This is a genomic window from Streptomyces sp. NPDC047453, assembly GCF_040643155.1.
Lineage (GTDB): Bacteria > Actinomycetota > Actinomycetes > Streptomycetales > Streptomycetaceae > Streptomyces.
This window is the reverse complement of sequence record NZ_JBEYTS010000014.1, coordinates 21,755-47,746: the sequence shown is the minus strand read 5'-3', so window position 1 is coordinate 47,746 and position 25,992 is coordinate 21,755. Positions and strand designations below refer to the sequence as shown.

General features: G+C 73.1%; 14 protein-coding genes and 1 pseudogene. 4 read left to right on the top strand and 11 right to left on the bottom strand.

The annotated features are described in order from the left end of the window. Positions 1-116 precede the first annotated feature (116 nt). Positions 117-2,324 carry an ATP-dependent DNA helicase UvrD2 gene (locus ABZ818_RS15455; protein ID WP_361414417.1) on the bottom strand — a complete coding sequence of 736 codons (2,208 nt, stop codon included), beginning with the start codon at positions 2,322-2,324 and terminating at the stop codon, positions 117-119. Between the two features lie 213 nt (positions 2,325-2,537). Here ABZ818_RS15455 and ABZ818_RS15450 point away from each other — a divergent pair, with 213 nt between their 5' ends. Then, a complete protein-coding gene (locus ABZ818_RS15450) occupies positions 2,538-2,780 on the top strand; it encodes a mycoredoxin (protein ID WP_141358602.1) in 243 nt (80 codons plus the stop codon). 80 nt (positions 2,781-2,860) lie between these two features. Here ABZ818_RS15450 and nudC read toward each other — a convergent pair whose 3' ends face one another. The 5 genes from nudC to ABZ818_RS15425 form a co-directional block, all read right to left on the bottom strand. Beyond that, positions 2,861-3,805, bottom strand: a complete 945-nt coding sequence (gene nudC / locus ABZ818_RS15445; RefSeq protein WP_361414415.1) for an NAD(+) diphosphatase — start codon at positions 3,803-3,805, stop codon at positions 2,861-2,863. Positions 3,806-3,959: 154 nt separating this feature from the next. Next, positions 3,960-5,363 (bottom strand): dipeptidase, encoded by a 1,404-nt coding sequence (locus ABZ818_RS15440; protein WP_361414413.1) that lies wholly within the window; start codon positions 5,361-5,363, stop codon positions 3,960-3,962. Positions 5,364-5,373: 10 nt separating this feature from the next. Beyond that, positions 5,374-8,988, bottom strand: coding sequence for a UvrD-helicase domain-containing protein (locus ABZ818_RS15435; protein ID WP_361414411.1), 3,615 nt, complete (start codon positions 8,986-8,988; stop codon positions 5,374-5,376). 100 nt (positions 8,989-9,088) lie between these two features. Next, positions 9,089-12,601 (bottom strand): UvrD-helicase domain-containing protein, encoded by a 3,513-nt coding sequence (locus tag ABZ818_RS15430; protein WP_361414409.1) that lies wholly within the window; start codon positions 12,599-12,601, stop codon positions 9,089-9,091. Positions 12,602-12,913: 312 nt separating this feature from the next. After that, complete coding sequence (locus tag ABZ818_RS15425; protein WP_361414407.1) at positions 12,914-13,300, bottom strand: MGMT family protein; 387 nt, start codon at positions 13,298-13,300, stop codon at positions 12,914-12,916. 186 nt (positions 13,301-13,486) lie between these two features. Here ABZ818_RS15425 and ABZ818_RS15420 point away from each other — a divergent pair, with 186 nt between their 5' ends. The 3 genes and pseudogenes from ABZ818_RS15420 to ABZ818_RS15410 all read left to right on the top strand — a co-directional run. Further along, a complete protein-coding gene (locus tag ABZ818_RS15420; protein WP_361414405.1) occupies positions 13,487-16,339 on the top strand; it encodes a lysylphosphatidylglycerol synthase domain-containing protein in 2,853 nt (950 codons plus the stop codon). A gap of 73 nt (positions 16,340-16,412) precedes the next feature. Continuing rightward, positions 16,413-17,954 carry an alpha/beta hydrolase gene (locus tag ABZ818_RS15415; RefSeq protein WP_361414403.1) on the top strand — a complete coding sequence of 514 codons (1,542 nt, stop codon included), beginning with the start codon at positions 16,413-16,415 and terminating at the stop codon, positions 17,952-17,954. Positions 17,955-18,158: 204 nt separating this feature from the next. After that, positions 18,159-19,493 (top strand): annotated as a pseudogene (locus ABZ818_RS15410) (alpha/beta hydrolase); the annotation flags it as partial. A gap of 155 nt (positions 19,494-19,648) precedes the next feature. On the opposite strand, the gene moeZ reads toward ABZ818_RS15410, so the two are convergent. From moeZ to ABZ818_RS15385, 5 genes are all read right to left on the bottom strand, one after another. Then, positions 19,649-20,827, bottom strand: coding sequence for an adenylyltransferase/sulfurtransferase MoeZ (gene moeZ, locus ABZ818_RS15405; RefSeq protein ID WP_361414401.1), 1,179 nt, complete (start codon positions 20,825-20,827; stop codon positions 19,649-19,651). A gap of 63 nt (positions 20,828-20,890) precedes the next feature. Further along, positions 20,891-21,640 (bottom strand): spherulation-specific family 4 protein, encoded by a 750-nt coding sequence (locus ABZ818_RS15400; protein WP_361414399.1) that lies wholly within the window; start codon positions 21,638-21,640, stop codon positions 20,891-20,893. Beyond that, on the bottom strand, positions 21,628-22,590 hold the full coding sequence (locus ABZ818_RS15395) for an NAD-dependent epimerase/dehydratase family protein (RefSeq protein WP_361414397.1): 963 nt from the start codon (positions 22,588-22,590) through the stop codon (positions 21,628-21,630). The genes ABZ818_RS15400 and ABZ818_RS15395 overlap by 13 nt, the downstream gene beginning before the upstream one ends. A 231-nt stretch (positions 22,591-22,821) precedes the next feature. Beyond that, entirely contained in the window at positions 22,822-24,030 is a 1,209-nt protein-coding gene (locus ABZ818_RS15390; protein WP_361414395.1) for a hypothetical protein, read from the bottom strand. Next, positions 24,027-25,766 carry a DUF3492 domain-containing protein gene (locus tag ABZ818_RS15385; protein ID WP_361414393.1) on the bottom strand — a complete coding sequence of 580 codons (1,740 nt, stop codon included), beginning with the start codon at positions 25,764-25,766 and terminating at the stop codon, positions 24,027-24,029. The genes ABZ818_RS15390 and ABZ818_RS15385 overlap by 4 nt, the downstream gene beginning before the upstream one ends. Positions 25,767-25,992 lie beyond the last annotated feature (226 nt).

The window sequence follows — 25,992 nt, the reverse complement described above, 5'->3', positions numbered from 1 at the left end:
AAGTAGAACACGGAATCAGGGCCTCAGGAAGGCCACCGTTCCCGTGACCAAGAACCTATGGGGACGGACGGCGGGTACGCAAACTATTTTTCCGACGAGTTCCCCTCAGTCCTCGATCAGTCCTCGACCGCTTCTCCCGCGGGCTCCCGGCCTGCGCAGATGGCGAGAACATCCGATCCGTACCGGCGCAGCTTGCGCATCCCCACTCCGGGGATGCGCGCCAGTTCGCGCTCGTCGTCCGGGACGCCCTCGGCGATCGCCATCAAGGTCTTGTCGGTGAAGACGCAGAAGGCGGGCTGCCCGCTGCGCCCCGCCTGGCCCGCCCGCCACTCGCGCAGCCGCTCGTACAGGCCCTCGTCCATGTCGGAGGGGCAGCCCTCGCAGCGCATCAGCTTCATCTCGCCGGCCTCGGTGAGCGTGCGGCCGCAGACCCGGCACCGGGCCGGGGTGCGCTGCGTGCGCCGCGGGGCGGGCGTTTCCCGCGTCCCCGCGACCGCGGTGAAGCCGCGCTCGATGCCCCCTGAGCCGCCGGGCGCGGTGCGGCCCGCGGCGCCGGCCGAGCCGGGGCGCAGCCCGTCGAGGAAGCGGCTGGGGCGGCGGCTGGGACGGCCGCCGGGCGAGCGGGACAGCGACCAGGAGACGTGCAGCCGCTCGCGGGCGCGGGTGACACCCACGTAGAGGAGGCGGCGCTCCTCCTCGATCTGTTCGTCGGTTCTGGCGTAGGTGATGGGGATCATGCCCTCGGCGACGCCGACCAGGAAGACGACGTCCCACTCCAGGCCCTTGGCCGAGTGCAGGGAGGCAAGGGTGACGCCCTGGACCGTCGGGGCGTGCTGGGCGTTCGCCCTCTCGTCGAGTTCCGTCACGAGGTCGCCGAGCGTCGCGCCCTGCCGGGCGGCGGCGAAGTCCTGGGCGAGGTTCACCAGGGCGGCCAGCGACTCCCAGCGTTCCCTGACCGCGCCGGAGCCGGCCGGCGGCTGTGGGGTCCAGCCCTCCCCCGACAGCACGGCACGCACCTGTGAGGGCAGGTCGGCGGCGTCGTCGAGGAGGGAGTCGTTGCCGCCGAAGCGCGCGGCGGCCCGCAGGGCGACGCCGGCCTTGCGCACCTCGGGCCGGTCGAAGAAGCGCTCGGCGCCGCGCAGCTGATAGGGCACGCCGACGTCGGCGAGGGCCTGCTCGTAGGTCTCGGACTGGGCGTTCGTCCGGAACAGGACGGCGATCTCGCTCGCCGGGACGCCGGAGGCGATGAGGTCGTGGATGCGGTGGGCGGCCCCCTCGGCCTCGGCGGGCTCGTCGGTGTACTCGGTGTAGGCGGGCTCGGGGCCGGGGGCGCGCTGGGAGACCAGTTCCAGCCGGTGGTCGGCGGCCCGGCCCCGGGCCTGGGCGAGCAGTCCGTTGGCGAGGTGGACGACCTGCGGGGTGGAGCGGTAGTCGCGGACCAGCTTGACGACGGTGGCGCCGGGGTGGCGGGTGCGGAAGTCGAGCAGGTGGTCGGGGGTCGCTCCGGTGAAGGAGTAGATCGTCTGGCTGGCGTCGCCGACGACGCACAGGCTGTCACGGTCTCCCAGCCACAGCTCCAGCAGGCGCTGCTGGAGCGGGGAGACGTCCTGGTACTCGTCCACCACGAAGTGCTGGTACTGGGCGCGGACCTGTTCGGCGACGTCGGCCCGGTCCTGGAGGACGGCGACGGTCAGCAGCAGGACGTCCTCGAAGTCGATCACCGAGCGGTCCCGCTTGAGGTCCTCGTACACCGAGTACAGCTGGGCGATCTCGGCAGGGTCGCGGGGGGCGGTGCGGCCGTCCTTCGCGGCCGCGAGGGCGTAGTCGGCCGGGACGGTCTGGGTGACCTTGGACCACTCGATCTCGGCGGTGACGTCCCGCAGCTCGCCCCGGTCCAGGCGGATGCGACAGGCGGCGGCCGCGTCCGCGACGAGCTGGATCTTGCGGTCGACGAGCCGGGGCATGGCGCCACCGATCGCTTTCGGCCAGAAGTACTGCAACTGCCGCAGGGCGGCGGAGTGGAAGGTGCGGGCCTGCACGCCGTGCGCGCCGAGCTGGCGCAGCCGGCCCCGCATCTCCCCCGCGGCACGGTTGGTGAAGGTGACGGCCAGCACGCTGGAGGGCTGGAGGACACCCGCGCGCACTCCGTAGGCGATGCGGTGGGTGATCGCCCGGGTCTTGCCCGTGCCGGCGCCCGCCAGGACGCACACCGGGCCCTGAAGAGAGGTGGCCACCTCGCGCTGCTCGGGGTCCAGCCCTTCGAGCACCGCGTCGGCGGAGTCCGGGACCCGGGGGAAGGGCGGGGAGTGCGTTGCTGCTGTCACACAGCCATGCTGCCAGGTCGCCGTGGGACGTATGAGCCGGTTGTCCACAGGCAGCCCCCGCGGTCGTACTAATGCCGCGCGTCCTCGTGCCGCGGCTCCTCGTGCCGCGCGTCACGCCCTGCCGGATACCCCCGGTGGGAATGCCGGAGCGATGGCGTACGTTCCTTCCCTGCGACGAATACGTCCCCGAGCCGCCGAAGGAGCGCGAGAGACATGCCGGGCACTGTGACGATGTACAGCACCACGTGGTGCGGCTACTGCCGCCGGCTGAAGAGCCAGATGGACCGCGAGGGCATCGCGTACACCGAGATCAACATCGAGCAGGACCCGGAGTCCGCGGACTTCGTCGAGAAGGCCAATGGCGGAAACCAGACGGTTCCCACCGTGCTCTTCCCGGACGGTTCGACTCTCACGAACCCGTCGCTGGCACAGGTCAAGGAGAAGGTCGGCGCCTGATCGCGGCGCACCGCACGGCAGACGCCGAAGGCGGCCTCCCCGGCATCCCCGGGAGGCCGCCTTCTCGTCGTCCGAGGGCCTCAGACGGCGCTCCTCGTCGGCAGCGGCTTGCCGTACCAGAGCTCGATGAGCCGGGCCGCGATGGAGATGCCGTAGGGCGGCAGGACCTCGCCGGACTCGAAGGCCGCGCGCAGTTCCTCGCGGGAGAACCAGCGGGCCTCGTGGATCTCGTCGCCGTCGACGGCGATCTCGGTCGAGGTGGCGTGTGCCATGAAGCCCAGCATGAGGCTGGAGGGGAACGGCCAGGGCTGGCTGGCGACGTACTCGACCTCGCCGACGGTGACGCCCACCTCCTCGTGGACCTCGCGGCGCACCGACTGCTCGATGGACTCCCCGGGCTCGACGAAGCCGGCGAGCGTGGAGAAGCGGCCCTCGGGCCAGTGCACCTGGCGGCCGAGCAGGATGCGGTCCTCGTCGTCGGTGACCGCCATGATCACGGCGGGGTCGGTGCGCGGGTAGTGCTCGGCGCCGCAGGCCGGGCAGCGGCGGATGTGTCCGGCCGCGGCGATCACGGTCCGCTCACCGCAGCGGGAGCAGAAGCGGTGCAGCCGCTGCCAGTTCTCCAGGGCCACCGCGTGCGCCAGCAGGCCGGCGTCCCGGGGTGACAGCAGCAGGCCGGCCTCGCGCAGGCCGGCCGGACGGGCGGACTGGTCCATGCGGCCGGGCAGGGAGTCCTTCTGCAGGGCGAAGTAGCTGACGCCCTCCGCGTCCGTGCCGAGGAAGTAGCGGTGCGCCTCGGTGAGGGGCGCCTCGAAGGAGGGCGTCGTGACCAGTTCGGTCCGGCCGTCGGGTGTCTCGTCGATCAGGGCCTGACCGCCGGATACCACGAAGCAGCGCGTCGAGGGGTGGCTCCACGCCGCGGCGAGCCAGGCCTCGTCGAGCCGGTGGTGGGCGGCCCGGTCGATGCCGCTGGGCGCGGTGAGCGAGATGGGTCGATCGGCGGTGTGGTCGGTCCAGGTGGTCACGGGTGCTTCCAACTCCCCCGGTGCAACGGTTGTTTCGGCGGCGGTTCAGCGGGACGTGCGACAGGAGGCGTCCGCGTCCGGCGGGGCCTGGGGGCACGGGACGGCCTTACCAGTGTGCGCCCGGCACGACACCGCCCGGGCCGGTGGGCGCCCGTCAGGGCGCATCGTGCCAGTGCTCCGCGAGGTCGCCCCACAGGTACGCGCTGGTCTCGACGCCCTTGAGCAGGAGGTCGAGCTCGACCTTCTCGTTCGGCGCGTGCCAGCCGTCGGAGGGGACGGAGATGCCCAGGAAGAGGACGGGCGCGCCGAGCACCTCCCGGAGGTCGGCGGCCGGGCCCGAGCCGCCCTCGCGGATGAAGCGGACGGGGGTCTCGAAGGCACGGCCCATGGCGCGGACCACGGACTGCAGGGCTGGGTGGTCCAGCGGCGTCAGGCACGGGCGCGTGGCCGCGCCGAACACGATCTCGTGCCGTATCCCCGCGGGCACCTGCTCGGCGGCCCAGGCGCGGACGGCCTTCTCGATTTGGTCGGGGTCCTGGCCGGCGACCATGCGGAACGACAGCTTGACCATCGCCGTGGAGGGGATGATCGTCTTGCTGCCGGGGCCCTGGTAGCCACCGCCGATGCCGTTGACCTCGGCGGTGGGGCGGGCCCAGATGCGCTCCAGGGTGGTGTACCCGGCCTCGCCGTGGGCGGCGTACGACTTGGCGGTGCGCAGCCACTGCTCCTCGGCGAACGGCAGCTCGGCGAAGAGCCGGCGCTCCCGGTCGGTGAGTTCCACGATGCCGTCGTAGAAGCCGGGGACGGCCACGCGCGCGTGCTCGTCGTGCAGGGCGGCGACGAGGTGGGCCGCGGCGGTCGCCGGGTTGGGCACGGCGCCGCCGAAGGAGCCGGAGTGGATGTCCTGGTCGGGTCCGTACAGCCGGATCTCGCACTCGGCGAGACCGCGCATTCCGGTGCACACCGTGGGGGTGTCCGCGGACCACATGCCGGTGTCGGAGACGATCACCGCGTCGGCGGCCAGGCGCTCCGCGTGCTCCTCGACGAGCGCCCGGAAGTGCGGGGAGCCGGACTCCTCCTCGCCCTCGATCAGCAGCTTCAGGTTCACCGCCGGGGCCGTGCGGCCGGTGGCGGCGAGGTGGGCGCGGACGCCGAGTGTGTGGAAGAACACCTGGCCCTTGTCGTCGGCCGCCCCGCGCGCGTAGAGGCGTCCTTCGCGGACGACGGGCTCGAAGGGCTCGCTGTCCCAGCCGTCCTCGCGGGCGGCGGGCTGGACGTCGTGGTGGCCGTAGACGAGGACCGTGGGGGCCTCGGGGTCGTCGGAGCGCCACTCGGCGAAGACGGCGGGGGCGCCCGGGGTCTGCCAGACCTCGGTGGTGGTGAAACCGGTCTGCTGGAGTTTGCCGGCGAGCCAGTCGGCACTGCGCCGTACATCGGGCGCGTGGTCGGGCTGGGCCGACACGGACGGGATGCGCAGCCATTCGGCGAGGTCGTCGAGGAAGGCGGTGCGGTGCTGCTCGATGTACGTACGGACGGCGCTGTCCGGGGTCTGGCTCATGGCTCCGAGCCTATCGGCCCGCCATGGCTTCCCGTTCGGGCGGTTCGTCACACCACCGCTGCTCGGGCTGCGGCTCCTCCGTCAGCAGCCGTTCCAGCTCGGCACGGCCCGGGAGGTCGTCGTGCCGTACCACCTCGCCGGTGCGTACGTAGACGAACGCGGCCGTGACACGGTCCAGGGGGATGCCCCGCTGCTCGGCCCAGCCCAGCCGGTACACGGCGAGCTGGAGCGGGTCCGCCGTGCGGGAGCGGAGCGTCTTCCAGTCCACGATCTCGTACGTCGCCCGCTCGCCGTCGCCCTCCTTGTAGACGGCGTCGATCCGGCCCCGGACGACACGGCCGGCGAGGGCGAGCTGGAAGGGCGCTTCGACGCGGTGGGGCGTGCGGTGGGCGTACGGGGTGCGCTCGAAGGCCTCCTTGAGGGCCTCGAGGTCGCGTTCGTCGGCGATCTCGGCGTCGCCACCAGGCAGTTCCCCGGGGTCCAGCATGGGCAGCGTCAGCTCTTCGAAGCGGGATTCCACCCAGGCGTGGAAGCGGGTGCCACGGCGTGCGGCCGGTTGCGGGGGGCGCGGCATGGGGCGCGCGAGTTCCCGCGCGAACCCGTCGGGGTCGGCGGCCAGGTGCAGCAACTGCGACGCGGTCAGGGTCGTCGGCAGGGGTACGTCGGTGACGGTCTGCCGGGCGCGCCGGAGTTCTCCCGTCAGCGCTTCGAGATCGCGGTCCCAGGAAGCGATCATGCGGGCCTCCTCCGGGGTGAGGGGGCTGGATCCGGGTGCATGGTCCGGGGCGCGGTCCGGGTTGAGGCGCTCCGAGCGCTCGCGTGCGGCTGGGGGCGCCGGATGGTGGTCGGGCGGGGGCGCCTGGTGCGGGACGGTCGGGCGGTCGCCGCTCCAGGAGTCCCAGTCGTCGGTGTCTCCCTCGAATGGGTTGTCGTCTTCGAAGGGGTCCTCCTCGCCGAAGGGCGGCTCGCCGTCGTACGGAGGCGCGTCGTCGTGCAGAGGTCCGTCGTCGCTCGGAAGTGCCTCGTCGTCTGGAGGTGCGTCGTCCTGCGGTGCCGCGGGCCAGTCGGGGTCGTCGTGGGACGCGGGGTCGTGCGTGGCCTCCGGGCGGCCGTTCGCGCCGGTGGCGAGGTCCTCCAGGTGGGCGAGGACGATCGCGGCGGCCTCACGGCGGCGGGCCAGGGCGGCCTCGTCCAGCGGCAGGGGCCACACCTGGTCGGCGGTGGCCCGGTGCAGGGCCGGGTTCTCCTCGTCCTCACCGGGCTCGTCCGCCCAGGCCTCGATCTCGCCGTGGCCGGCGGCGCAGTGGTCGTACAGGGCCTGAAGGAACGCGGACGGGCCGCGGCGCCGCTTCTGGCTCGGGCCCCACCAGTGGCCGGAGCCGAGGAGCAGGGAGCGGGGACGGGTGAAGGTGACGTAGCCGAGGCGGAGCTCCTCGGTGTGCTGGTGGTCCTTCATGGCCTCGTGGAAGGCCTTCATGCCACGCGCGTCCCAGCCGTCGATGTCGGGGAGGGTGTCGGCGTCGCCACGCAGGGCGTGCGGCAGCACCTTGCCCTGGCTGGTCCACTTCTCCCGGCCCTGCCCGCTGGGGAAGGTACCGGTGACCAGGCCGGGGACGGCGACGACGTCCCACTCCAGGCCCTTGGACCTGTGCGCGGTGAGCACCTTGACGGTGTTCTCGCCGCCGGGCAGCGCGTTGTCGAGGCCCTTCTCGTACTGGGCGGCGGTGCGCAGGAAACCGAGGAAGGCCAGCAGGCTCGCCTCGCTCTCGTTCGCGGCGAAGGAGGCGGCGATGTCCAGGAAGTTCGCCAGGGTCTCGCGGCGGCGGGCGGCCAGGGCGTGCGGGGAGGCCGACAGTTCCACCTCCAGACCGGTGACGGCCAGGACGCGGTGCAGGACGTCCAACAGCGGGTCGGACAGCGAACGCCTGAGGTCGCGCAGTTCGGCGGCGAGCCGGGCGAACCGCACGCGCGCGTCCGGGGAGAACGGCAGCCGGTCGTCGTCCCGGGCACCGTCCAGGGGCGTTTCGAGGAAGGTGTCGAGGGCGTCCGCGAGCGAGATCACCTCGGCCGGGTCGACGCCCTCGACGGCCTCGGCGAGTCGGCTGTCGGGGTCGTCGGCGGCGTCCACGCGCGCGTGGGCGACGAGCAGCCTCGCCCGGCGGCCCAGGAGCGCGAGGTCGCGCGGGCCGATGCGCCAGCGCGGGCCGGTGAGCAGCCGTACCAGCGCGGCGTTGGCGCCGGGGTCCTGAAGGACCTCGCAGACGGCGACGAGGTCGGCGACCTCGGGCAGGTGCAGCAGCCCGGACAGGCCGACCACCTCGACCGGGACGTCACGGGCGACCAGGGCACCCTGGATCTCGGCGAAGTCGCCCGCCGTACGGCACAGGACGGCGATCTCGCCGGGTGCCGTCCCGGTCCCCACGAGGTGGGCGATCGAGTCGGCGACCCAGTCGATCTCCTCGGCGTGGGTGGGCAGCAGGGCGCAGCGCACCAGGCCGTCACGTTCCGCGCCGGGGGCCGGGCGCAGGGCCTCCACGCCCGCGTGCATGGCGCGCAGGGGTTCGGCGAGGCCGTTGGCGAGGTCGAGGAGGCGGCCGCCGCTGCGGCGGTTCTCGCTGAGGGCCTGACGGGTGGCGGGGCGGCCGTCGGCGTGCGCGAAGTGCTCGGGGAAGTCGTCGAGGTTGGCGACGGAGGCGCCGCGCCAGCCGTAGATCGCCTGGCAGGGGTCGCCGACGGCGGTGACGGGGTGGCCGGTGCCGTCGCCGAAGAGACCGGCCAGCAGGATGCGCTGCGCTACGGAGGTGTCCTGGTACTCGTCGAGCAGGACCACCCGGAACTCCTCGCGCAGGACGCGACCGACCTCCGGCAGGCGGGCCAGCCGTGCGGCCAGGGCGATCTGGTCGCCGAAGTCGAGCAGGTCCCGCTCGCGTTTGGCGGCCCGGTAGCGGAGCACCAGCTCGGCCAGTTCCCGGCGGGCGGCGGCCGTCTCCGGGACCTTGCGCAGGTCGGCGTTGGTGAGCTTGGCGCCTTCCAGGGTGCGCAGCAGCCCGGTGTCCCAGGCGCTCAGGTCCTCCGGGCGTACGAGGTGTTCGGCGAGCTCGGCGTCGAGGGCCAGGAGGTCGCTCACCAGGTCCGGGAAGGAGCGGGCCAGCGCCGGGTAGGGGCCGGGTGCCTCGCGCAGCACGCGCGCGGCGAGCTGGTAGCGGGTGGCGTCGGCGAGCAGGCGGGCGGTGGGTTCGAGCCCGATGCGCAGTCCGTGATCCTTCAGGAGACGGCCGGCGAAGGCGTGGTAGGTGGAGATCAGCGGCTCACCCGGCGGGTTGTCGGGGTCGATGGCCTCGGGGTCGGTGACGCCGGCCCTGATCAGGGCCTTGCGGACGCGTTCGGCGAGCTCGCCGGCAGCCTTGTTGGTGAAGGTCAGCCCGAGGACCTGCTCGGGGGCCACCTGCCCGGTGCCGACCAGCCACACCACGCGGGCCGCCATCACGGTCGTCTTGCCGGAGCCGGCGCCGGCCACGATCACCTGCGGGGCCGGCGGCGCGATGATGCAGGCCGTCTGCTCCGGGGTGAACGGAATCCCGAGGAGCTCCTTGAGCTGCTCGGGATCGGTGATACTGGCGGGCACCTCACAGAGGCTAGCGGCGGGCACTGACAATCCGTGCCAGATGGCCGCCGGGGTCGAAAGACACGCAGGTCAGCACGGGTGGTGCCGTTCGTCACGCGGGTCACTCGACGATGTGGCGCCCCTCCGGCCGCGCGCTGCACGACGCCCGGAAGGCGCAGTGCGCGCAGTGCTGCCCGGCCGTCGGCGTGAACCGCTCGTCGAGAACCTTCCCGGCGGCGGTGGCCAGCAGCTCGCCGGCCCACTCGCCCTCCAGCGGCTCCTGGGTCTGCACCTTGGGCAGGCCGTCGCCGCCGTCCCGTTTGGCCGCGCCCTGGCGCAACTGGACCAGCTCGGCACCGCCCGGTTCGGGGCGTTCCCCGTCGAAGACTCCGTCGACGGCGCCCTCGCGGACGGCGAGCTGGTAGACGGCCAGCTGCGGATGGCGGGCCACCTCGGCCCCGGTGGGCGCCTGCTTGCCGGTCTTGAAGTCGACGACGTAGGCACGTCCCTCGCCATCGGCCTCCACGCGGTCCATGGAGCCGCGGATGCGCACCTGGTAGCCGCCCGCTTCCAGGGTCACGTCGAAGTCGTGCTCGCCGGCCACCGGGGTGCGGCCGGCGCGCTCCAGGACGTGCCAGTTCAGGAAGCGTTCCAGCGCCACGCGCGCGTGCTCCTTCTCCTGCGCCGACTTCCACGGCGCGTCGAAGGCGAGCGCGTTCCACACCGTCTCCAGGCGTTCCATGAGGACCGCGAGGTCGGCGGGGCTGCGCCCGGAGGCGACCTCGTCGGCGAGGACGTGCACCACGTTGCCGAAGCCCTGGGCGGCGGTCGCGGGGGCGTCGGCCTTGACCTCGCGGCTGAGGAACCACTGGAGGGCACAGGTGTTGGCGAGCTGGTCGAGGGCGCTGCCGGACAGCGCCACGGGCTGGTCGCGGTCGCGCAGCGGCACCTTGCTCTCGGTCGGGTCGGCCATGCCCCACCAGCGGTAGGGGTGGGCCGCGGGCACCAGCGGACGGCCCTCTTCGTCGGCGAGCGCGGCCAGCCGGGCCAGCCGGTGCGCGGCGGCCTGACGGAGGGTGGCGGAGGCGCGCGGGTCGACCGTCGTGGCACGCAGCTCGGCGACGAGTGCCGCCACCGACAGCGGGCGGCGCGGGCGGGAGGTGACGTCCCTGGGTTCGACACCGAGTTCGGTGAGGAAGCGGGAGGGCTGGTCGCCGTCGTCGGCGGGGGCCTTCACCGCGGTCACCACGAGGCGTTCACGCGCGCGCGTGGCGGCCACGTAGAACAGCCGCCGCTCCTCCGCGAGCAGCGCGCCGGGGGTGAGCGGGGCGGCGAGTCCGTCGCGGCCGATGCGGTCGGCCTCCAGCAGGGAGCCACGGCGCCGCAGGTCCGGCCACAGGCCTTCCTGGACGCCCGCGACGACGACCAGGCGCCACTGCAGGCCCTTGGAGCGGTGCGCCGTCATCAGCCGCACGGCGTCGGGGCGCACCGCGCGCCGGGTGAGCGTGTCGGCGGCGATGTCCTCGGCCTCGACCTCGGCCAGGAAGTTCAGAGCGCCCAGGCCGCCGGTGCGCTCCTCCGCGCGGGCGGCGGTCGCGAACAGCGCGCACACGGCGTCGAGGTCGCGGTCCGCGTTGCGGCCCGCCGCGCCGCCGCGCCGGGCCGCCCGTTCCAGGCGGGAGGGCCACGGTGTGCCGTCCCACAGGTCCCACAGCGCCTCCTCGGCGGTCCCTCCGCCCGCCAGACGCTCCCTTGCCTTCCTGAGCAGCGCGCCGAGGCGCTGGGCACCACGCGCGTACGTGGGGTCGTGCGCGACCAGGCGCTCGGGTTCCGCAAGCGCCCTCGCGAGCAACTCGTCCGAGGGCGGGGGCAGCGGGTTGCCCGCGGCGCGTTCCTCCTCGCGCAGGGCGCGGCCCAGGCGGCGCAGGTCGGCGGCGTCCATGCCGGCCAGCGGCGAGGCAAGGAGGGAGAGCGCGGTCTCGGTGTCCAGCCAGCAGGCGTCCGCCTCCGGATCCGCTTCGGGCCGCTCCGGGGCCTGCGCTGGGGCGGCCTGCTCTCCGGTGACGGCGGCCTCTTCTCCACTGCCAGCGGCCTGCTCCCCGCTGCCGGCAGCTTGCTCCCCTGTGACGGCAGCCTGCTCCCCGGTGCTTGCGGCCGGCCCGTCGGCGTCGGCGACCTGCTCCTCGGCAACCCCTTCCGCCGCTCCCCCTGCTCTCTCCGTTTTCTCCGAGCGCCGCACCGTCTCCGCGGTCGCCACCGCCCGCAGCGCCGTCAGCAGCGGCGCCACCGCCGGCTCGTGGCGCAGCGGCAGGTCGTCGCCGTCGACGTCCAGGGGCACTCCGGCTGCCGTCAGGGCGCGGCGGAGGCCCGGGATGGAGCGGGCGCCGGCGCGCACCAGGACGGCCATCTCGCCCCACGGGACGCCGTCCTCCAGGTGCGCCCGGCGCAGGATGTCGGCGATGTTGTCCACCTCGGTGCCCGCAGTCGGGTACGTGTGGGCCTCGACGCGGCCGCCGTCGCGCACCGGGGTGAGCTCGCGGTGGGCGCGGACCTTGTCGGCGGGCAGGCGGGTGAGCGGCATCCGGCGGGTCAGCAGCCGGGTCGCGGCCAGCAGGGCGGCGCCCGAACGCCGTGAGGTGCGCAGGACCCGCACGGGCGCCGCAGTGCCGTCCGCGCGCGGGAACGTCTGCGGGAACTGGAGGATGCCGTTCACGTCCGCGCCCCGGAACGCGTAGATCGACTGGTCGGGGTCGCCGAAGGCGAGCAGGGTGCGGCCGTCTCCGGCCAGCGCGCGCAGCAGCCGTGCCTGGGCGGGATCGGTGTCCTGGTACTCGTCGACGTAGACCGCGTCGTACCGCGCGGCGAGCTGTTCGGCGACCTCGGGGCGGCGGGCGAGGAGTACCGCGCGGTGGACCAGTTCGGCGTAGTCGAGGACGCCTCGCAGGTCGAGGACGTCGAGGTACTCGGCGAGGAAGGCGGCCGCGGCCTGCCAGTCGGGGCGGCCGATACGGCGGGCGAAGTCGGCCAGGGCGTCGGGTCCGAGGCCCAACTCGCGGCTGCGGGCGAGGACCGCGCGGACCTCGTCGGCGAAGCCGCGGGTGGTCAGGCAGGCGCGCAGCTCGTCCGGCCAGCGCACGTGCGCCAGGCCCAGCCGCTCCAGGTCGACCTGGCCTGCCAGCAGCGAGCGGACGGCCACGTCCTGCTCGGGTCCGGACAGCAGCCGCAGAGGCTCGACGAACAGTTCGCCGGCCTGGTGGGCGCGGACCAGGGCGTAGCAGAACGAGTGGAAGGTGGTCGCCTGCGGGACGTGGGCCGCGCCGGTGCGCAGCGCCATGCGGTCGCGCAGGTCGACGGCGGCCCTGCGGCTGAACGTGAGCACCAGGATCCGCTCGGGGTCCTGGCCGCGGGCGATCCGGGCGGCCACGGACTCGACCAGCGTGGTGGTCTTGCCGGTGCCCGGACCTGCGAGGACGAGCAGCGGACCGGTCCGGTGGTCAACCACGGAGCGCTGTGCGGCGTCCAGACGAGGGGGATCCGGTCTGGTCGGCGGGGTACGCACCAGTCGGTAGGCGCCAGGGTCCCCCTGCCGCACCCGGGGGTGCGGCAGGCGCCTGGTGGAGGAAGAGGAGCTCACGTGGTTCGCCGGTCCTGGTGGGTGTGCTGGGGTCTGTCACGGCCGGCGCGCAGCGCCGTCGTCGCGGGGACGGACGGCCCGGGGCGTGGGGCGGTGGCCGCTGGGGTGAGGGGGACACGCGGAGCCGACGCTACGCCGCGGCCGGGCGCGGAAGGAGGGCTTCGCCTTCTTCCCCTGCTTCTCCCGGTCCTCCCTCGACACCGCCGTCACGTGTGTCCCCCGAACCACGAACGTACGGCATGCCACGGACGTCCCTCGATTCCCTCGTACGGGCCATGGGCTCCCCACAGGCCCCTCGAATGGCGGAAGCTGTCAGGTGTGACCCTGCGCACGTTCGCCGCCGTCCCACCGGGCCCGTCTCATGTCGAGGCGGGGCAGGTGGCCCTCGGCCGCCCTGCTCGCCTCCTTCAGGGGTGTGCCCTCCGTGCGGTAGTGGGCGAGAGCACGCAGTTCGTGGCCCGGGAGCAGGACCCCGTCGGCGCGGACGACCCGCCACCACGGGACGGCGCCGCCGTACAGGGCCATCACGCGGCCCACCTGGCGGGGACCTCCCCGCTCCAGCCACTCGGCGACGTCGCCGTACGTCATGACGCACCCGGGCGGGATCATCTCGGCGACTTCCAGGATCCGCTCGGCGTACTCGGGCAGCGCGTCGGGGTGCTCGGGGCGGCCGTCGTCCGAAGTGCTCACTTCGCTCATCCGTCCCATCCTGCCCCACCCCACCGACAGCGGACCGTGCCGCGTTCGGGGCGCGGCCCTCGCTCCCGGGCGGCGCCTCGGGCAGACTGTGCGGCCCCGCATATGCACCCTGATGCCCCTGTGTGCCGGTGGGACATGCCACCATCGTGCGGGCGGTGACCGGTGATACGAGACCAAGAAGAGACCATGAAGCAGCAGGGCGTGCACCCCGATGACGCGGAGGGCACTTCTGGAGTTTCGTCGCGCCCCGGCACGGACGCTCGGAGGGCGGGGGGCACGGGCTCTCCGAAGGCCGGTGACACGGACGCTCCGAAGGCGGGCAGGAAGCCCGCGGAGGAGGACGTCGTGACGCACGCCGACGAACTCGAGGGCGACGAGCCGCTGCTCCCCGCGCGCGTGCACCGTCCCTCCGACCTGATGCGGCTGCTGGTGGGCGTGCTCGCCATCGTCGTACTGCTGGCGATCGCCGGGTTCGCGCACGGCACCACCTCGGGCCTCGAACAGGACATCAACAAGGGCACCGGCCAGGCCCCCGACCTGCTCATCAAGATCGCCGGGCTGGCGTCCAGCATCGCGATCCTGCTGGTCCCGGTCGCCTTCGCGATCGAGCGGCTGATCAAACGGGACGGGCTGCGGATCGCCGACGGCGTGCTCGCGGCCGTCCTGGCGCACGGGGTGACGCTCGCCACCGACCTGTGGGTCGCCAAGGGCGCCCCGCACTCGATCCAGGACGCGCTCACCCAGCCCTCCCCCGGCAACGTCCACGCGCTCACCGATCCGGTGCACGGCTACCTCGCCCCCGTCATCGCGTACATGACGGCGGTCGGCATGTCCCGTCGACCACGCTGGCGCGCGGTGCTGTGGATCGTGCTGCTGCTCGACGCCTTCTCGATGCTGGTCACCGGGTACACCACGCCGTTCTCGATCATCCTGACGGTGCTGATCGGCTGGACCATCGCCTACGGAACCCTGTACGCGGTCGGCTCACCGAACGTCCGCCCCACGGGACGGACCCTGGTGGCGGGCCTGCGGACCGTCGGCTTCCACCCGGTCAGCGCGGCCCGCGAGGAGGCGGCCGAGACGGCGGACAGCGGCGACCGCGGCCGGCGCTACTTCGTCACCCTGGAGGACGGACCACCGCTGGACGTCACGGTCGTCGACCGCGAGCAGCAGGCACAGGGCTTCTTCTACCGTGTGTGGCGCAACCTCACGCTGCGCGGTTTCGCCACCCGCCGCAGCCTGCAGTCGCTGCGCCAGGCCCTGGAGCAGGAGGCCCTCCTCGCCTACGCGGCCATCGCGGCCGGTGCCAACGCGCCCAAGCTGATCGCGACCTCCGAGCTCGGCCCCGACGCCGTGATGCTCGTCTACGAGCACACCGGCGGACGCACGCTCGACTCGCTGGCGGACGAAGAGATCACCGACGAACTGCTGCACCACACCTGGCAGCAGGTGCGGGCCTTGCAGTCACGGCGCATCGCACACCGCAGGCTGGCCGGTGACGCGATCCTGGTGGACCGTTCCCGCAAGGTGATCCTCACCGACCTGCGCGGCGGCGAGATCGCGGCCGGTGATCTGCTGCTGCGCATGGACATCGCCCAACTGCTGACGACGCTCGGCCTGCGGGTGGGCGCGGAGCGCTCCGTGGCCTCCGCGGTCGGCGTCCTGGGACCCGACGCGGTCGCCGACTGTCTGCCCATGCTCCAGCCCATCGCGCTGACGCGCTCCACGCGCGCGACGCTGCGCAGGCTGGCCCGGGAGCGGGCGCAGCGGGAACGCGAGGCGGTGCTCGAGTCGTCCCGGCAGGCCAAGCAGGCCCGCCTGGAGCAGGCCGCCCAGGACAGTGGTGGCACCGGCGACACCGCCACGGTCGACCTGGAAAGAACAGAGAAGACAGAGAAGACAGAGAAACCGGAAAAAGCAGGAAAGCTGGAGAAGCCGGAGAGGCCCGACAAGAAGGACAAGAAGGCCGAGCGCGCCGAGGCACGGGCGGAGAAGCGGGCCATCGGCGAGGCACTGGAGGAGGCCCGCGAAGAGGATCTGCTCACCCAGATCCGCCACCAGGTCCTGCGGATCAGGCCGCAGGCGCCGGTCGAGCCGGCCCGGCTGGAGCGGGTCCGGCCCCGCACGCTGATCAGTTTCATCGCGGGTGCCATCGGCGCCTACTACCTGCTGACCCAGCTCACGCACATCGAGTTCGGCACGCTCTTCGCCCACGCCCAGTGGGGCTGGGTGATCGCGGCGGTGCTCTTCTCGGCGCTCAGCTATGTCGCCGCCGCCATGGCACTGCTGGGCTTCGTACCGGAACGTGTCCCGTTCGTACGGACGGTGGCGGCGCAGGTCGCCGGCTCGTTCGTGAAGATCGTGGCACCGGCCGCGGTCGGCGGCGTGGCCCTGAACACGCGCTTCCTGCAACGCGCGGGCGTGCGCCCGGGGCTCGCTGTGGCCAGCGTCGGCGCCTCACAGCTGTTCGGGCTCGGCTGCCACATCCTGATGCTGCTGTCCTTCGGTTATCTGACCGGCACCGAGAAGACGCCGTCCCTGTCGCCGTCCCGGACGGTCATCGCGGGCCTGCTGACGGTCGCGGTGCTCGTGCTGGTGGTCACCTCGGTGCCGTTCCTGCGGAAGTTCGTCGTCACGCGCGTGCGTTCGCTCTTCGCGGGTGTCGTGCCGCGCATGCTGGACGTGCTCCAGCGGCCGCAGAAGCTGGTCACCGGCATCGGCGGCATGCTGCTGCTGACGTTCTGCTTCGTGATGTGCCTGGACGCCTCGATCCGGGCCTTCGGCGACCAGTCGACCTCACTCAGTATCGCCAGCGTCGCCGTCGTCTTCCTCGCCGGCAACGCGCTCGGCTCGGCCGCGCCGACCCCGGGCGGCGTGGGCGCGGTCGAGGCCACCCTCACGGTCGGCCTGATCGCGGTGGGCCTGCCGAAGGAAGTGGCCGCGCCCGCGGTGCTGATGTTCCGGCTGCTGACGCTGTGGCTGCCGGTCCTGCCTGGCTGGCTGGCCTTCAACCACCTGTCCCGCAAGGGCGCCCTGTAGGGACGGCGGCCGCACGTACTCCGAACGGCCCGCGTCCCGCGCGGGTGGCCGCCGACGGCGTGAGGATGGGGGCATGCACAAGCGCCACGGGCTGCGCGCCGCCGCCCTGACCACGACCATCGTCCTGCTGAGCGCCCTGACGGCAGGCTGCGGCGGGCTCTCCGTCGGCGGGGGGCCGACGGACTCGGGGCTGGACTGGAAGGACTGCCCGGCGCCATCCGCGTCGGAGGGCGGCGGGGCCGCACCCTCGCCGCTGCCCAACGGCGGCAAGTGGCAGTGCGCCACCATGAAGGCGCCGCTGGACTGGAGCAAGCCAAAGGGCGACACGATCGACATCGCGCTGATCCGGACGCAGGCGATCGGGCCCGGCAAGCGCATCGGCTCGCTGCTCTTCAATTTCGGCGGCCCGGGCGGCTCCGGCGTCGCCACGCTGCCCGCGATCGCCCAGGACTACACCAAGCTGCGCTCCCGCTACGACCTGGTGAGCTTCGACCCGCGCGGGGTGGGGCGCAGCGCCGGCGTGAAATGCAAGACCGACGCACAGCTCGACCAGCACTTCCAGCAGGACGCGGTACCGCAAACCGCCGCCGAACGTGCCACGTTCGTGAACAACACCAAGCAGTTCAACGCCGCCTGCGAGAAGAACTCCGGGAAGATCCTGCCGCATGTGCGCACCACCGACGCCGCCCGCGACATTGACCTGATCCGCCAGGTCCTCGGCGACGCCAAGCTGCACTACTTCGGCATCTCCTACGGCACCGAACTCGGCGGCGTGTACGCGCATCTGTTCCCCAAGCACGTGGGCCGCGCAGTCTTCGACGGGGTCGTCGACCCCACGCAGACGCCCGAGCAGGGCTCGCTCGGCCAGGCCAGGGGCTTCCAGCTCGCCCTCGACAGCTTCGCGAAGGACTGCGCCTCGAAGGGCGCCAAATGCCCGATCGGCAGCAGCGTCCGGGACGTCGAGGACCGCATCGCCGCTCTGCTCAAGAAGCTCGACACCAATCCGCTCTCCGGCATCTTCCCGCGCCGGCTGACGCGGACCGCCGCGACCAACGGCATCGCCCAGGCCCTGTACTCCAAGGAGCTCTGGGCCCCGCTCACCGAGGGGCTCCAGCTGGCCTACGCCGGCAACGGCCAGATCCTGATGCTGCTGTCCGACGCGTTGAACGGCCGCAACGCCAACGGCGAGTACAACAACCTCGCCGCCGCGAACACCGCCATCAACTGCGCCGACCAGAAGCAGCGTTACACCCCCGCCTTCGTGGAGCAGAAGCTGCCCGAGTTCCGGGCCGCCTCGCCGGTGTTCGGGGACTTCCTCGCCTGGGGCATGCTCAGCTGCACCCAATGGGCAGTGCCGGGTGCGGCCGCCCACGCCGACGTGAGCGCGCCGGGTTCGGCGCCGATCCTCGTGGTCGGTAACACCGGCGACCCGGCGACTCCGTACGGCGGCGCCAAGAGGATGGCGGACGCGCTGGGCAAGGGCGTCGGCATCGAACTCACCTGGCAGGGCCAGGGGCACGGCGCGTACAACAGCAAGAACCCTTGCGTGCAGAACGCGGTGAACAGCTATCTGCTCGATGGAAAGGTGCCACCGGCCGGGACGGTCTGCGCGTAGCCGGGCGAGGGGCCGCTACCTCCCCATCTCACACACAAAAGAGCAGGTCAGATGGTTATCCACAGGCTCCCACGAGGGTGGTGGGATCCGCCTACCATGGCCTGAACGCTTCCCGCGGCCGATCCGCGGAGAGCCTGTGAGGGGGGAAGCACATGGCGCGTCTGACGCAGTGGGCGGCCGCGGTCGCCGCCGCGGTGCTGCTGGCCCGCGCCGGGCGACGAATGGCGGTGCGCGACGCTCAAGGCACCGCTGGACTGGTCCCGGCCGGACGGCGAGACCATCGGCCTCTTCCTCATCCGTGCCACGGCCACCGCGGAGCGCACCGGTTCCCTGCTGTTCAACTTCGGCGGCCCCGGTGGCTCGGGCGTGGCCGCGCTGCCGTCGTACGCGTCCGGGGTCACCGCCCTGCGGCAGCGATACGACCTGGTGAGCTGGGATCCGCGCGGGGTCGGCGGCAGTTCGGGCGTGCGTTGCCGCAGCGACCGGCGGATCCAGGCCGCCGAGGCGATCGACGTGACACCGGACACCGCGGCCGAGGAGCGGGCCTACTTCCAGGACGCGGCCGACTTCGGCCAGGGCTGCCGGAAGGCGGCCGGAAAGCTGCTCGCCCACGTCTCGACGACCGAGACCGCCCGGGACATGGACCTCATCCGCCATGTGCTCGGCGACGCCAGGATGCACTACTTCGGCATGTCCTACGGCACAGAACTCGGCGGCGTGTACGCCCACTTGTTCCCGCAGCGCGTCGGGCGGGTGGTGCTGGACGCGGTGGTGGACCCGACCGCGGACTCCGTGGGCCACGCGCTGAACCAGACCAGGGGATTCCAGCGGGCGCTGGACGCCTACCTGAAGTCCACCGGCCAGGATCCGGAGCGCGGTTCGCAGAAGATCGCGGACCTGCTGCGGCGAATCGACGCCGAGCCGCTGCCCACGACCTCCTCCGGGCGGAAGCTGACGCAGGCGTCGGCACTCACCGGCATCGCGCTGCCGCTCTACAGCAAGAGCGGCTGGCCGGCCCTGACAAGCGCCCTCGCCGCGGCGGAACAGGGCGACGGCTCAGGGCTGTTGTCCCTCGCCGACGCCTACAACGACCGTGACGACTCGGGCCACTACGGCACGACGACCCACGCCCAACGGGTCATATCGTGCCTGGACGCCAAGCAGCGGCAGACGCCGGAGGAGGCGAGGAAGCTGCTGCCCGAGTTCGAGCGGATCTCGCCGGTGTTCGGCGCCTTCATGGCCTGGGACACGGCCGGCTGGTGCCACGACTGGCCGGTGCCCGGTCAGTACGACACCCCTCGGGTCAGCGCGCCGGGTGCGGCGCCGATCCTGCTGATCGGCACCACCGGGGACCCGGCGACGCCCTACGAAGGCGCCCGGAGAATGGCGGACGCGCTCGGCAAGGGCGTCGGTGTGGAACTCACCTGGAAGGGAGAGGGCCACGGGGCGTACGGCAGCGGAAGCGACTGCGTGGACTCGACGGTGAACGCCTATCTGCTGCACGGCACGGTGCCGAGGGACGGCAAGGTCTGTCCCTGACGACGCCGGGGGCTCCGGGCACCCGAAGGCTGCGGCTGGGGGCGGTCGGCGTGAGCGAGTGCCGGCCTCGTGCCGACAACGACTGAAGCCCACGGCATCCGACCTGGTCAGAACCGTGGGCTTCGTCAGTCTCGCTGGTCGACGGAACCGGGCTATCAGTAGACCGGCTTGTCCGGCTCGATCTGGTTGACCCAGCCGATCACGCCGCCGCCGACGTGCACGGCGTCCGCGAAGCCCGCGGACTTCAGCACGGCGAGGACTTCCGCGCTGCGGACACCCGTCTTGCAGTTCAGGACGATCTTCTTGTTCTGCGGGAGGCTCTCCAGGGCGGAGCCCATGAGGAACTCGTTCTTCGGGATCAGCCGGGCGCCCGGGATGGAGACGATCTCGAACTCGTTCGGCTCGCGGACATCGATGATCTCGATGTTCTCACCGTCGTCGATCCACTCCTTGAGCTGCTTGGGAGTGATCGTCGAGTCGGCGGCCGCCGCCTGGGCCTCCTCGGAGACGACGCCGCAGAAGGCCTCGTAGTCGATGAGTTCGGTGACGGTCGGGTTCTTGCCGCAGACCGCGCAGTCGGGGTCCTTGCGGACCTTGACCTGGCGGTACTGCATCTCCAGGGCGTCGTAGATCATCAGGCGCCCGACCAGCGGCTCGCCGATGCCCGCCAGGAGCTTGATGGCCTCGTTGGCCTGGATGGAGCCGATGGACGCGCACAGCACGCCCAGGACGCCGCCCTCGGCGCAGGAGGGGACCATGCCGGGCGGCGGCGGCTCCGGGTAGAGGCAGCGGTAGCAGGGGCCGTGCTCGGACCAGAAGACGGAGGCCTGGCCGTCGAAGCGGTAGATCGAGCCCCACACGTACGGCTTGTTCAGCAGCACGCAGGCGTCGTTGACCAGGTACCGGGTCGCGAAGTTGTCCGTGCCGTCGACGATCAGGTCGTACTGGCTGAAGATCTCCTTCACGTTGTCGGCCTCGAGCCGCTCCTGGTGAAGGACCACGTCCACGTACGGGTTGATGCCCTTGATGGTGTCGCGCGCGGACTCGGCCTTGGGGCGGCCGATGTCGGACTGGCTGTGGATGACCTGGCGCTGCAGGTTCGACTCGTCCACCTCGTCGAACTCCACGATGCCAAGCGTGCCGACGCCCGCCGCGGCCATGTACATCAGACCCGGCGAACCCAGCCCGCCGGCACCCACAAAGAGCACCTTGGCGTTCTTCAGCCGCTTCTGCCCGTCCATCCCCACGTCGGGAATGATCAGGTGGCGGGAGTACCTGCGGACCTCGTCTACGGTGAGCTCGGGAGCGGGCTCGACCAGGGGTGGCAGCGACACGGGGACTCCGTTGGTCGGTCAAACACTACGGTTGTTCTTCTGGTAACACTGCCACGGCCTCCTTCATTCCGAGACACCTCGTCCGATCCGCGAGACGATTTCGTCCCAGTAACCGGGCATGTCCTCCCAGGGGGCGGCCGTGCCGTCGCGGTCGGAGCGGTCGGTGAACCAGATGGTCGCCGCCCCCTGCCAGCGGGCGATGCGCAGCGCCTCGTCGAGGTGGCCGCGCGGAACGCCGTGCACGAAGTGGCAGAAGCGCTCGGGCGGATAGTCGGCGGTCCACTCCGCGGCCTGCGACCAGCGGTAGTCGCTCCACGGGCCGCGGAAGGTCACCAGTTGGTCGGCGTTCTCGGCGTAGCCGGGGTGCGGGTGGGCGCCGTGGCCGAGGACGATATGGGCATCGTCACGCACGGCCCGCAGCGCGCCGATCGTACGGCGGACCTCGGGCAGCCCGGCGCGGTCGGCGGGGCAGCGGTCCAGCAGGAAGCCGTCGGCCCGGTACCACTCGAGGTACCGGCGCGCTTCGGAGATCAGCTCGGTGGAGGACCGGGCGCCGTGCCCGGCGTCGAGGTGGCCGAGGACGCGGACGCCCGCGTTGCGCAGCCGTCCCGCCGCCTCCAGGCAGTGCGGGTCGGGCTGGACGCCGGGGCCATCGGCGACGTTGAGGACGACCCAGTGCAGAGGGGTGCCGGGCCGGGTGAGTTCGCTCCACTCGGCCGGGGCGAGAAGGGGGTGGGCCCAGCCGGGGACACCGAGTCCGGTGCGCAGTCCGGTGCTCGAGATGCCCACAGGGGTGCTGGTCAGATACGGCATGCCGCCTCCATCCAGATGTCGGCCAGGGACTCTTCGAGGTTGATCCGGGGCCGCCAGCCGAGCCGGTCGCGGGCCGTGCGTACATCGGCCTGCTGCCAGCTGCCGCAGCCGTCGGGGTACGGGTACGCGACCGGGGCGGGGTGGTCCGACTCGGTCCGGGGGTGCCCGATGGCGGCCCTGAGGTGGCCGCCGGGCGGGCCGTCGAGCTCGTGCAGGGCGCCCCCGTATCCGGCGACACGGGCGAGGATCGCCGCAGCGTCGCGCAGCCGGACGGCGCGGCCCGAGCCGATGTTGATGACACCCTGCGCGGCCGAGAGGGAGGCGGCGTGGACGGCGCGGGCCACGTCGCGGACGTCGACGAAGTCACGCTGGACGCCGAGACCGCCGAGTTTGAGGTCGCTGTCGCCGGACTGCATGGCGCGGCGCATGGCCTCGGCGAGCCGGCCGAGCGGCGAGCCGGCCGGGGTGCCGGGTCCCGCGGGCGAGAAGACACGGAGCACCACGGCGTCGAGGCCGGAGCCGAGAACCAGTTCGGTGGCGGCCAGCTTGCTGACGCCGTACGGGCCGCCGGGGCGGGGCACGGCGTCCTCGGCCGTGGAGGAGCCGGGCTGGCTGGGGCCGTACTCGGAGCTGCAGCCGACCTGCACCAGGCGGGCGCCGCAGCCGCTGCGGCGCAGGGCCTCGCAGACGGTGGCGACGGCGACGGTGTTGTGCCGGGTGAGGTCGCGGGCGCCGCCGCGGGTGGCGCCCGCGCAGTTGACGACGACGCCGGGGTGGACCGCGTCCAGGAAGCGGGTGAGCGCTCCGGGGCTGCCGGACGCGAGGTCGAAGCGGACGTCGGCGTCGTCGCCGCGGCCCAGCGCGGTGAGCTGGACGGCCGGGTCGGCGAGCAGGCGGTCGGCGACGAAGCGGCCGAGGTATCCGCTGGCTCCGATCAGCAGAACCCTCATCGGGCGGCTCCCGGGGTGTGCGCTCCGGTGGCTCCGGATGCTCCGGACGCTCCGGATCGGGCGGTGATCATTTGGTGTTCTCCTTCTGGGCGGTGGTGCGACGGGCTCCGGCGGTGAGCCGGGGGCCTGCGTCGGCTCAAGTGCCTGCGGTCGGCGGGGAAACGCAGGCTGGACCCGTGGCTGCGGCCGTACGGGGGCGCGCAGGGGTGACCGGGACCGGCCCCGTGTCCCTCACGGCTGCCGCTCCGCCAGGGCATGGGCGGAGGCCCGGGTCAGCGTGCGGATCGCGTGCAGGAGGAGGGCCAGGGCGGCGGCTCCGCAGGCGAGGGCGGGTACGCCACCGGGGCCCCAGGCGGCCACGAGGGTGTCGACCGGGGCGGCGAGGGCGCCGCAGCCGGGGAGGCGGGCGGTGAAGACGATGGCCTGGGCCGCCACTTCGGCCGCGGCCGCGGCGCCGAGGGCGACGGCCGGGGCGTGTGTGAAGCCGTGCGTGGTGAGAAGGCGCGCGAGCAGCAGCAGCGCGCCCAGTGTGAGGGCCGAGGCGTAGCCGACGGGCTCGTCCAGGATCGCGCCGCACACCGCGAGCAGGGCGGCCAAGGCGCACAGGAACAGGCCGAACGCGCCGAGCAGCAGGGGCCGTACGGACGCGGCGAACTCCTTGAGGCCCCGGCTTGCGGTCACCTTGCGCCGGGCGCCCACGGTGAAGAGGTGCGCGGTCCAGGCCGCCGGTGCGCAGGCCAGGGCGAGGGCCAGCACGGGGGCGGTGGCCAGAGGCCAGGACCCGGCCGCGGTGCCGTCGGGCAGTCCGTCGGGCCCGCCGCCGACGGCCGCGCCGAGCAGGCCGTCGCCGAGGAGGGCGTAGCCGAGCAGCCAGCACGTCCACGTGCGGGTGCCGGGCGTGTGCGGGCCTGGGGGCGTACGCTCCTCGGCGCTCAGCGGGCCGCGGCGGAGTACGGCGCGCAGGCCCAGGCCCACGGCCACGACACCAAGCGCGGCGACGCCCAGCCGCGTCCGGCCCTCGGTCAGGCGCAGTCCGGCCACGGCGGCCGCGCACAGGGCGCCGGGCAGCAGGCCGAACGCGGCCCGGCCGAGGCCCAGCCGGGGTACGGCGGCAGTCTCGTGCCGCTGGGGTGTCTCGGCGTCTCGGCCGATCCGGGCGTACATCTCCTCGGCGAGGGAGAAGACGTCACGGTGGCGGAAGCGGGCGGCGGTGCGGTCGGTGACGCCGTGCGCCTCCAGGCCCGCGGCGATCTCCAGGGGGTCGACGGCCTGTTCGCACAGCTCGCGGTGACGGTGCATCAGCACCTTGACCGGGTCGGCCGCACCGCGCCGGGAGGGCACGGAGGGGCTCGGGTCGAGGGCGGGCCCGCCGAAACCGCCGACCGGACCGCCCCAGTCGGCCGGGGTGCCGAGGTCGTCTCCTGTTCTCGGACCGCTCATCGGGAAGCCTCCGTGGTGGTCGTGGGGGCCGCGCACCCCGTCGGTGAGCCGGTGGCCCAGCTGGGGCGCGAGCGTGCCGCGACGTGGTCCACGGCCCGGGTCCAGCGGCCGGGCACATGGGCCTCGGCGGGGGCGGCGAACGGAAGGGGCTCACCGGTCTCGTCGAGAACGACGCGCTGGACCGGACAGTGCGAGACGACCTCCAGGTAGATGCCGTGGAAGGCCGCGATGTTCTGCTCGATGGTGAACAGTTCGAGTGCGCGGGCGCGGGCGGCGGCGCCGAGGCGCGCACGGCGCTCGGGGTCGCGCAGCAGGTTCACGCACACCTCGGCGAGCGCCCGTGGATTGCGCGGGGGCACGACCACCCCGGTGCCGCCGACGACCTCGACGACCGCGCCGACGTCCGTGGAGACCGTCGCACGGCCGCAGAGCATGGCCTCGACCAGGCCGAGGGGGAAGCCCTCGACCACGCTCGACAGGACGACCACGGCGCCCGAGGCGTAGGCGTCGGCGAGGGTCGGCACCTCCGGGCCACCGACCTCCTCGAAGGACACCGGGTTGTGCCCGACGGTGTGCGGGCCCTCGGCCTCGTCGGGGAAGAGCTGGGCGGCGAGCGCCCTGCAGTGGCCCAGGTAGGCGGCGCCGTCGGAGCCGGTTCCCGCGCTCACGATCCGCAGCCGTGCCTTCGGTTCCCGCTTGTGCACCTCGGCGAAGGCGTGCAGCAGGGACACCAGGTCCTTGGCCGGCCCGACGCGGCCGACCCACACGAGCGTGTCCGGGTCGGCGGCCTCCGGCGACTCCCCTGCCTCGGCGAAGGGAGCGGCGTCCATGCCCGGGTGGACGGTGTGCAGCTTGGCGCGGTCTGCGCCGCAGCGCTCCTGCCAGCGGCGGGCGTGCGCGTTGCCGTGGGTGACGACGGCGGCCCGCTGGTAGACCTCGGCGGCGAGACTGCCGTGGAAGGCGGCGAGCAGGGCCCGCACGGCCGGGGCGGTCCCGTCGGCGCCGGTGGCGAGGTAGTGCGCGCGCAGTTGTACGCCGTACTCGGTGACCAGCAGGGGCACGCCGGTGAAGTGGCGGGCGAGCAGACCGGACAGGGCCGCCGTGCCGCCGGCCGCCGCGTGGCAGAGGTCGGTGGCGCCGAGGCCGTCGTCCTCGTACCAGTCGAGCGACAGCGGGCTCAGCGCCTGCCGCAGGTGCGCGGCGACCGCGAGCAGATCGGGGACGCGGGCCTCGCTCGCCGCCCGCGGTGCGCCGGGCGCGCGGCAGGCGCGTTCCAGCGCGCGGACGGCGGCTTCCGAGCGCAGGGCGTCCGCCAGGCCGCCCTCGTCGCGGGCGAGTTCGGCGAGGCCGTACAGCCCGCTGCTGAAACGGTCCGCCTCAATTCCGGCACCGTCGGTGGCCGCCGCCGTGCCAGGCTCGCCGAACTCGCGCAGATCGCCGCCGCTCGCCGCGACCAGTGCCGACGCCAACTCCCCGTAGCACTCGGCGAAGCGCCGGCGCGCACGCCGTCCGTACACGGCCCCGTCGTCCTCGGCCGCCCACGGGGACGCGGTGCGGACCCGGCTGACCTGTGGCGGCAGCGGCACCCAGCCCTCGTCCTCCTGCTGCCGGCTGCGGCTGAGCGCGTAGAGGTCGAACTCGTGCCGTTCGAGCCCGCGCACGAGCCGTTCGCACCAGAGTCCGGCGTCACCGCTCACATACGGAAAGCCACCCTCCGTCACCAGTCCGATGCGCACGCGTGCACCCCCGATCTCCCGTCTGTCCCGTGTGGGGAGCCGCCGTGGCACCGGCGGCTCGCAGCGGGACGAACGTATGCGGACATGACGGTGGCGCGATGGACGGTTGTCCATCACGCCACCAAAAGGGGTGAACAGTCGTAACTTTCCCGTACGGACGGCGTTCCGTCGCGCTAGGAGATCAGCCGGACACGAAACGTCACGCCGCGAACCGGTCCGGCCGACC